The organism is Stygiolobus sp. RP850M, from assembly GCF_037389295.1.
Taxonomy (GTDB): Archaea; Thermoproteota; Thermoprotei_A; order Sulfolobales; family Sulfolobaceae; genus Stygiolobus.
The window spans coordinates 1-7,337 of the sequence record NZ_JBBHKU010000006.1 but is presented as its reverse complement, the minus strand read 5'-3'; the positions used below and the strand labels follow the sequence as shown (position 1 = coordinate 7,337).

The 7,337-nt window shown below is 39.3% G+C and carries 7 protein-coding genes; 4 read left to right on the top strand and 3 right to left on the bottom strand.

The annotated features are described in order from the left end of the window. A partial coding sequence (locus WIW52_RS00175) for a VWA domain-containing protein (protein ID WP_337707799.1) occupies positions 1-1,083 on the bottom strand: 1,083 nt, incomplete at its 3' end. 60 nt (positions 1,084-1,143) lie between these two features. Between WIW52_RS00175 and WIW52_RS00170 the strand changes: the two genes are divergently transcribed. From WIW52_RS00170 to WIW52_RS00160, 3 genes are all read left to right on the top strand, one after another. Continuing rightward, the gene (locus WIW52_RS00170) at positions 1,144-1,821 is read left to right on the top strand and encodes an FHA domain-containing protein (RefSeq protein WP_337707798.1); all 678 of its coding nucleotides are present in this window, start codon (positions 1,144-1,146) and stop codon (positions 1,819-1,821) included. A gap of 22 nt (positions 1,822-1,843) precedes the next feature. Then, positions 1,844-2,986, top strand: a complete 1,143-nt coding sequence (locus tag WIW52_RS00165) for a VWA domain-containing protein (RefSeq protein ID WP_337707797.1) — start codon at positions 1,844-1,846, stop codon at positions 2,984-2,986. A 61-nt stretch (positions 2,987-3,047) separates the two neighbouring features. Then, positions 3,048-3,221: an AbrB/MazE/SpoVT family DNA-binding domain-containing protein gene (locus WIW52_RS00160; RefSeq protein WP_156007945.1), complete on the top strand. Its 174-nt coding sequence runs from the start codon at positions 3,048-3,050 to the stop codon at positions 3,219-3,221. On the opposite strand, the gene WIW52_RS00155 is transcribed toward WIW52_RS00160, so the two are convergent. Both WIW52_RS00155 and acnA read right to left on the bottom strand, forming a co-directional pair. Further along, positions 3,207-4,454 carry a DUF402 domain-containing protein gene (locus WIW52_RS00155; protein ID WP_337707801.1) on the bottom strand — a complete coding sequence of 416 codons (1,248 nt, stop codon included), beginning with the start codon at positions 4,452-4,454 and terminating at the stop codon, positions 3,207-3,209. The genes WIW52_RS00160 and WIW52_RS00155 overlap by 15 nt on opposite strands. Further along, the gene (gene acnA / locus WIW52_RS00150; protein WP_337707796.1) at positions 4,444-6,987 is read right to left on the bottom strand and encodes an aconitate hydratase AcnA; all 2,544 of its coding nucleotides are present in this window, start codon (positions 6,985-6,987) and stop codon (positions 4,444-4,446) included. Before acnA ends, WIW52_RS00155 begins: the two co-directional genes overlap by 11 nt. 92 nt (positions 6,988-7,079) lie before the next feature. On the opposite strand from acnA, the gene WIW52_RS00145 reads away from it, so the two are divergent. After that, the coding region (locus WIW52_RS00145) for a TSUP family transporter (protein WP_337707795.1) at positions 7,080-7,337 on the top strand (258 nt) is incomplete at its 3' end.

Here is a 7,337-nt window from a genome sequence, read left to right as displayed (position 1 = left end):
TTTCCTCATCGTCTTCGTAATTTCAGATAAGTCAGTTTTCTTATCACCGGTTAACTTTCTCGTTTCTTCTATTAAGTCCTCTCTTCTGGTCTGTTCAGCTGCACTCAAGAGTTCTTGAGCTATCTGTGTAGCCTCCTTATTATTTCCTACCATAAGGGCGTTTCCGTATTGTCTAAGGAGATTGAAATACCTCACTTCTGCTACAACGCTCTGGTTTATACGTTGTTGTACCATTTCATGGCTTGCTCTCTGTAGATATATTGGTTCATTTATCTGAATTATACTTCCTCTGGCTGGGTCGTAGTAGCTACCTGTCACAGTAAGAACTACTGGCTGATTTCCCGGAGGAACGTTACCTACGGCATATATGGTAATTGCTTTATCTAAAATCGGTATACTGACAGGCATTTCGTAGTTTAGTACTTCGAAACCTGGCGGTACATTTATCACTAAATTGTACCCGGCTACGTCTGATACTTTTTGTTGGGCAAATAAGGTTGGTAATTGAGAGGGATCTAAAATATGATAGTATACACCCGCTCCCTTATCTGCTAGTCTCTTCATTATAGCCTCATTGTAATCGTTTCCGATACCTATGGATATAATTTGAACGTGAGGGGGTACTTGTATAGGCTCGTAGTCGTTGAGATTTCTCTTATCAGTTGGCTTCCCGTCAGACAAAATAATCAGCTTTACTGGAGTAGAATATCCTTTAACTACATCTAGTATCTTAGTTATTGCTTTGTAGAAGTTTGTTGTGTACCCTTTTTTGATCTCCATAGGTATATTTATTGGTGTGCCGGTTTGTCCTTCATAGAGTTTTTCTAGGTCGTTTGAAAATAAATAAATAGAGAGATAATTGCCGGGTGGAATCTCATTGGAAAGTTTATTTGCTGCAGCTATCGCGGTTTGCATTTTGTTTTCTCTCCTCATGGAAGGACTATTGTCTATAAGAATAACATAGTTAATTCCAGTAAATCTAACGAATGTCTCTGGGACTACTCTTATTATTAAATCCACCTTTGTTGGCGTCTCAAAAGCAACGTAATTGGTCGAGCTCTTAATCTTTACACTTATTGTCATAGCCAAATAAGATATTACGTGAGTAAAACTATAAATACTTTTATACAAAATACATTATTCATGCCGTGGAAATGCCCCGTATGTGGTTATGAAAACGACGATGACGCTTTGTTTTGTATAAAGTGTGGTACACAAAAACCATCTATGACAACTCAACAACCTCCACTACCTACTCAGCAGCCCCCTCAACCTACCCCCACAGATGTTCAACAGACCCCAGTAGCGCAAGCTCCGCCGACTCCAGTTGCACCACCTCAACCAACTGAAGCTACACCTTCACCACCAGTCGGTCAGACAGCTCCTCCACTGAACTCTCCAGCACCATTGCCTACCCAGCAAGTCGTAACACAACCTCCAGTTCCCCAACCTCCAACACCAACAGTATCTCCAGTTCCCCCAACACCTACAAGTGGTAAGTATTATATATTATTCATAAACACACCTTATGCTAATCTGATAAATCAGAAAGTACCCCTATCATTTGACATATTCCCTACGATATCAGTAGGAAGAAGTCCCGAAAACGTGATAATCATCCCAGATCCAGAGATTTCAAGAAGACATGCAATAATCTCTCTCGAGAATGGTGAATTATACATTGAAGATCTGAATAGTACGAACGGTACCTACGTTTATGACGGTAAGATATTCCAACCTATAAAAGGTAAACAAAAGATAGACCCTAATTCTATAATAAAGTTAGGAAATCAGACCATGATCAAGATAATTAAAGAGTGAAGGAATTAACAAGGTGTTTTTTATGACTATTTCTACCAGAGTAGAAATCAGCCATAAGTATTCTTTTAATTCACAAGTTAGAGCAGTTTTCAGAATAATAATTGTGCCAGAAAGAGTAACTACTGCAACTGGTTTTCACTACATAATACTGTTAGATACATCAGGTTCGATGTATGGTGTAAAATTAGACACGGCAAAAAACGGAGCAATAGAACTTCTTAACAGAATTCCGAGAGGTAACAAGATTACGTTTATAACATTCTCGAGCTCGGTTAATGTCCTAAGCGAGTATGCTGATGCCCCCTCTTTAGTCTCTCAAATTCAGCAAATAAATGCAGGAGGGCAAACAGTATTATACACAGCCCTCGGTAAAGCTATAGAAATCGCTAAAAGATATGAGATGCCGGGATACATCATATTATTAACAGACGGACAACCCACCGACATAACCGATATTACTCCTTATGAAAGGGTGACACTACCGCCGGGATTCAAAGTCATAGGATTTGGAATCGGTGATGATTATAATGAACAATTACTTAAGACTTTGGCTGATAAAAGTGGAGGTATATTAAACCATATAAATGACCCTATGGAAGTAGCGAATGCTCTCCCGCAAGCTGCTGTAACCGAAATAGGTGCTAAAAATGTTACGGTGGACATAATATCCGAGTCTCCAGTGAAACTTCTTAACTATCCTGGTCCCCCCGTCAAACTAGGGGCTGTTGAGGGTGTTGTGAGAATATTGGGAGAAATAACGGTACCTCCAAACTATACTGGTAATTTGATGACGGTAAAAGTAAATTATGAAGATCCAGCAAGTGGTAGACCTGACTCTCAAGTGAGCATAATTCAAATAATCCCAGCAAGAGATACCCAGACTTTCCTTAGTGGCATAAATAATGATCTACTTAGTGAGTACCAGTACTATGCACTGATGAATAAGCTGTCGTCAGACTTAAGTACCAACAATTTAACCGAGGCTACTAGGACTCTGCAGCAAATGCAGCAATTAGCTCAACAGACGAGAAAGATAGAGTTAATGGAAACTACAAGGAGGTTACAACAGACCCTAGAGACTACAAGAAGACTAGGTAATACAGAACAAACCAAAAAATTATCGAAAGAAGTGTCTAGCGAGGTCACAAAGAAGTTAAGGTCATAGAGGCATTTTTTAAATATAAATTTTTTATAGCATGAGTTCTAAGCATATTAAAGGGATTAGAATGCCTGTTGAAGATGTAGTAAAAGTGTCTAGGAATTTCCAGGTGACAATCCCTTCGAGGATAAGGCAAAAGATCAACATTAGAGAAGGAGATTTGGTAAGAATCATATATGACGAAAAGGAAGATACAGTGAAAATTATACCGATTAGCAGGGAAGAACTAGAAGGACATTAATAAGTTTTTAACACTCTCCAAAGTTAGTATAGCTTTTTTATATAACTCCTCCCCCAATAATTCTCTTTTCTTTTCCAGCTCCTCAAGGTCTATTACTTTTACTTCATTTTCCTTTTTTACTACATCCACTTCTAAGTCAAGATACCTGATTTTTCCTCTCAAAAGTTCAGGAGGAGTTGATATGTTAACGTATATTCCCTTAAGGTTTCCCTCAGCGTTATAATATTTATGTATTTGATACCACTGTCTTGAGTCGAACTCTACTATATCATAATCTCCTTGCTCTATTGGAATTCCTAACCCGTCATACTGTCCTCCTGCGTTGAACTCTCTTCTGAGTTTAATTATATAGTAGTCCTTTTTTATCTCGCTGTAAATTACTTTACCCTCCCTGAGTACATATTTTTTACCGTCAGCTTTTAGGTGTTCTATGTACATCGTATCTCTCACTAACTTCTGTAATAATAACGAGGGATCCAGATTGTCCCTCTGTTCTTCCTCGTCAACTTCATTATGGTGATAACTGTATTTGAGCATATGATGGAACTTCATTGTTTTTACTACTAGACTCCTTATTCCGTCAAGAAATAATTTGTCCTCCAGAGACAAGATTGTTCTTATGAACTCCTCTCCTTGGTTTCTAAAATCTTCAGACTCATACTTCATTACGAGTTCTTCAAGTTCCTTTTTTAGTTCTGAATAATGCATAAAAACTGCATTACTTCTCCATTTAACGTTATATCCTTTTCTATTCAAGGGTGTACTTATACTCAGCAATTTCTCCCTGACTTCTTCCTTAATGTGTTCTGAAAAGAAGGTTTTTCCCTCGCCTCGCCATACCATAGCTATTTTACCAACAGCCCTTATCGGTGATAGCACTATTTTTCCCTCAACTGGTGGCTTTATAACAGTTCCCTTATCTATACACGGCTCCACATGATAACCCATGTATTCACAGTTTTTAGGTTCGATGACAGAATAAAGTTTCACGGGAGACTTCCAAATGGAGGAGTACTTCAAAGTAGACCGCAAAAAATTATAAATATCCTCTCCGATTGATATTATTTCCCCTTTGTCCACCCCGTCCTTTACCGTTACATCTGCCGGTTCATTAATTATGTCAATGCCGAATCTTTCAACGATCTGGGGAGTCTGTTGAACAATGGTATACCCGGATTTAAGGAATAAATAGGTCAAGGCTGTAGTATAAATTCCCCTAATCCTAACCCTCATGTAATAACTTATTGAAGACATACTTTAAAATTCCACCCTCTTTAATGTACTCTAGTTCTACGTTAGTATCAACTCTAGCTCTGCCTTCTATCTCTATCTTTTCATCACCCTTCATGAATTCCACTTTTACTTTCCCCTTAACAGTAAGGTTGTTGAGCTCTATGTTCACTATTTCATCTCCCTTGATGCCTAAACTTCTCCAGTCAGGGATCTCTATTGGGACTACTCCCATAGCAACCAAATTGCTCTTATGTATTCTCTCAAATGATTCTGCTAGAACGGCTTTAACACCTAGAAGTGCGGTAACCTTAGCAGCCCAATCCCTAGAACTTCCGGAGCCGTATTGCTTACCGGCAACGATCACGAGCGGAACGCCCTCTTTCTTGTATAGTTCGGAAGCTTCATATACACTCATAACTTTGCCGTCAGGGAAGTGTTTCGTATAACCACCTGGTTGTTCGACTAGCGTGTTTTTAAGCTTTGGATTTGCGAAACCTCCTCTTAACATAACTTCGTGATTTCCTCTTCTGGCACCGTAAGTGTTGAGCTCCGTAACACCTAGCTGTTTAAGATACTGACCAGCTACAGTGTTGGGGTCTATTGGTCCTGCTGGAGAGATGTGGTCTGTTGTAATCTTATCTCCCAAGAGTAAGAGTATTCTCGCTCCTCTTATATCTTCAAATTTAGTTTCGATGGAAAACCAAGGAGGCATCCTAATGTAAGTTGAATTATTATCCCAGTTATACAGTTCTGACTCTGGAACTTTGAGGTTCTTCCAATTCTCGTCTCCTTCAAAGATCTTGTCGAACCTTGACTTGTAGAGTTCAGGGTTCATCGCTAGGTTCATATAATCTGCTATCTCCTTCATCGAAGGCCAAATGTCCTTTAAGTAGACAGGTTTTCCGTTAGGATCGTAGTCAATCGGTTCTTCAAAGAAGTCAATATCAATCCTTCCAGCGAGTGCAAAAGCTATCACAAGAATGGGTGAGGCTAAGAACACCCCCTTCAAGTAAGGATTAACCCTCCCTTCAAAGTTTCTGTTACCGCTTATAACTCCGTAGACCTCCAGACCGTTATTTTTAATGTCGTGCTCAATTTTAGGAGGTATGGGACCGGCGTTTCCTATACATGTAGTACAACCAAAGCCCACAACGTGGAATCCTAAGGCTTCAAGATAAGGTAATAAATCGGCCTCCTTTAAATACTCAACTACGATAGGTGAACCTGGTGCCATACTAGTTTTTATATAGGGCTTAGTCCTCAACCCGAGCTGAACGGCTTTTTTAGCCAAGATCCCAGCTCCTATCATTAATGTGGGATTGGAAGTATTGGTACAACTGGTTACTGCAGTTAACACTACGTCATTGTCCTTTACGTATGTTCCCGATTTCTTGTTATTCTTTTGGACTTTCTTTTTCAACTCCTTTAGCGTAACCCTTTCATCAGGGTTTTTAGGCCCAGCTACAGAAGGTTCAATATCCGATAAGTTTATCGTAACAACCTCGGTATACTTTGGCTCTCCCTCGTAAAATAGTCCTTGTATTTTTGCGTATTTCTCAACGAGTTTGTAGTTTCTGCCGGTAACGTACAAGTAATTGATGGTTCTTTCATCAATCGGGAAGTAACCTACAGTAGCCCCATACTCTGGAGCCATATTAGCTATTGTAGCTCTATCTGGTACTGACAAATTTGATAGGGACTGTCCGAAGAACTCAACGAATTTTCCTACAACTCCTTTCTTTCTCAGAACTTCAGTTATATATAATACTACGTCCGTGGGGGTAACCCCTTCCCTGATTTCTCCCTCTAGTTTAACTCCTACTACTTCTGGGACTACCATTGTGTAAGGCTCTCCCATCATTACTGCCTCGGCTTCAAGCCCTCCTACACCCCAAGATAAGACGCTTATACCGTTAGCCATGGTCGTATGAGAATCAGTTCCTATTACTATTTCTGGGAAGGCTACTTGTTCTCCTTTAACCTCTCTTACGTCTACTACTTTACTTAGAAATTCTAGGTTAACTTGGTGAATTATACCGTTACCGGGTGGTACTATTCTGAGGTTTCTGAAACTGCTTTGTGCCCATTTAAGAAATGTATATCTCTCCACATTCCTTTCGAACTCCTTCTGCATGTTAAGTACTAGGGCATAAGATGTTCCGTAATAATCTACTTGAACAGAGTGGTCTATGACCAAATCGGACTGTATTACTGGATTAACTCTTAATGGATCTTTCCCTCTTTTAGCCAACTCGCTTCTCATTGCTGCAAGATCAACAAGGAGTGGTACGCCAGTGTAGTCCTGCATTATTACTCTTGTAGGCATAAATGAGAATTCTTCACCAACTTTCCATCCGGCAATTTTTTCAAGGTCTTCCTCAGTGATTTTCTTGTTATCCAAGTTTCTAATCACGTTTTCTACAAGAACTCTTAGGGAGTAAGGTAAGGAAAAAATGTCATAACCTAAATCTTCGAGCTTTTTCAGGTTGTAGAACTTTATATTGCCCTCTAACGGTTCCAGTGCCAGTTTCATATATCTATCTAGTCTTAAAACACTATAAGCTAGTCTTATAAAAATAGACTAAGAATTTTTAGGTTAATACGTTACATCTTGGACGGAGCACATTGAGTATAATATTTGTTTTGCTTTTAATATTAATAGGGATAGGAGTAGGGGCTTTAACGGGAATAACTGGGTCTAGTGGTGTTTTGATAGTGGTTCCCGCTTTATCCTATCTAGGTCTGTCTTTTAAGAGCGCTGTAGGTTCTAGCCTGCTTATTGACGTGATAACTACAATATCAGTAGTTATAGTTTATATCAAGAACAAGAACGCGGATTTCAGGATAAGTGCAGTATTAGCTCTAGGTGCTGTAACTGGTGCT

Excerpts from the sequence above, each read along its gene's own strand:
- WIW52_RS00170 (WP_337707798.1), top strand. The coding sequence starts at position 1,144 with ATGCCGTGGAAATGCCCCGTATGTGGTTATGAAAACGACGATGACGCT.
- WIW52_RS00165 (WP_337707797.1), top strand. The coding sequence starts at position 1,844 with ATGACTATTTCTACCAGAGTAGAAATCAGCCATAAGTATTCTTTTAAT.
- acnA (WP_337707796.1), bottom strand. The coding sequence starts at position 6,987 with ATGAAACTGGCACTGGAACCGTTAGAGGGCAATATAAAGTTCTACAAC.
- WIW52_RS00155 (WP_337707801.1), bottom strand. The coding sequence starts at position 4,454 with ATGAGGGTTAGGATTAGGGGAATTTATACTACAGCCTTGACCTATTTA.
- WIW52_RS00160 (WP_156007945.1), top strand. The coding sequence starts at position 3,048 with ATGCCTGTTGAAGATGTAGTAAAAGTGTCTAGGAATTTCCAGGTGACA.